At 62.4% G+C, this 1,522-nt stretch carries 1 protein-coding gene and 1 pseudogene; one reads left to right on the forward strand and one right to left on the reverse strand.

All coding sequences use genetic code 11. The features are described 5' to 3' along the window. Nucleotides 1-1,075: pyridoxal phosphate-dependent aminotransferase (locus EN984_RS34140; RefSeq protein WP_164765897.1), on the forward strand; the 1,075-nt coding region annotated here is incomplete at its 5' end. Nucleotides 1,076-1,137: 62 nt separating this feature from the next. Here EN984_RS34140 and EN984_RS34145 read toward each other — a convergent pair. After that, a pseudogene (locus EN984_RS34145) lies at nt 1,138-1,522 on the reverse strand (MFS transporter); the annotation flags it as partial.

Below are 1,522 nucleotides of genomic sequence, written 5' to 3' on the forward strand. Positions count from 1 at the left end.
CGACACGCCCGACAACATCAAGGATGCGGCAATCGAGGCGATCCGCCGTGGCGAAACCAAGTATCCGCCGGTTTCGGGCATCGTGCCGCTGCGCGAGGCGATCGCAAAAAAGTTCAAGCGCGAGAACAATCTCGACTACAAGCCCGAGCAGACCATAGTCGGCACCGGCGGCAAGCAGATCCTGTTCAACGCCTTCATGGCGACGCTGAACCCCGGCGACGAGGTCATCATTCCTCGCCCCTATTGGGTCAGCTACCCCGAGATGGTGGCCATATGCGGCGGCACCTCCGTGTTTGCCGACACCTCGATCGACAACGGCTTCAAGCTGACCGCTTCCGTGCTGGAAAAGGCGATCACGCCGAAGACCAAATGGCTGCTGATGAACTCGCCGTCGAACCCGTCGGGTGCCGCCTATACCGAAGCCGAATTGCGCGCGCTGGCCGACGTGCTGTTGAAGCATCCGCATGTCTGGACGCTGACCGACGACATGTACGAGCACCTGACCTATGGCGATTTCGTCTTCAGGACCATCGCCGAGGTCGAGCCTAAGCTCTACGAGCGCACGCTGACCATGAACGGCGTGTCGAAAGCCTATGCAATGACCGGCTGGCGCATCGGTTATGCGGCGGGTCCGGTTCAACTGATCAAGGCGATGGACATGATCCAGGGTCAGCAGACATCGGGCGCCTGCACCATTGCGCAATGGGCATCCGTCGAGGCGCTGAATGGCCCGCAGGATTTCATCGCCAAAAACAAGGCGATCTTTCAAGGCAGGCGCGACCTTGTCGTGTCGATGCTCAACCAGGCACGCGGCATCACCTGTCCGTCGCCGGAAGGCGCCTTCTATGTCTATCCTTCCTGCGCCCAGCTGATCGGCAAGAAGACCAAGGCCGGCAGGCTGATCGACACCGACGAGACCTTCTGCTCGGAACTGCTCGAAGCCGAGGGCGTCGCGGTGGTGTTCGGCTCGGCCTTCGGCCTCGGGCCCAACTTCCGCATCTCCTACGCGACCTCGGAGACGCTTCTGGAAGAAGCCTGCACACGCATCCAGCGTTTTACGGCTTCGCTGACCTGACCGACGCACTATGAATGCAAAAACCCGGCTTCACCGCCGGGTTTTTTAATGGGCCGTCAGCCTCACGCCTCGTGCTTGGTCTCTTTGGCCGAGCGCGCCTCGGCCGGCGCCAGCACGGCGACCAGCAATGCGGCGGTGAGGAACGCGCCGATCGCTGCCGTCAGCATCGCGGCGTGGAAGCCGCCGGCATAGGCGGCAGCATAGAGTTCATGCACGCCGCTTTCGCCCATCGCCGCATCGGTTGCGAAATCATGCCGTGAAATCGCAGCACGGGCGACCGCTTCCGCGTTGGCGACACCGGCATCGCCGAGATACCCGGTCAAAAGGTTGGTTGCCCGCATGCTCATCAAGGCGCCGAGCAAGGCGATGCCGATGGCAAGGCCGCTCTGGCGGGTGGCATTGATGACCGCCGACACCATGCCCGAGCGTTCGCGCGGCGCATAGGAC

It is taken from the genome of Mesorhizobium sp. M7A.F.Ca.CA.004.12.1.1, from assembly GCF_003997835.1.
Lineage (GTDB): Bacteria > Pseudomonadota > Alphaproteobacteria > Rhizobiales > Rhizobiaceae > Mesorhizobium.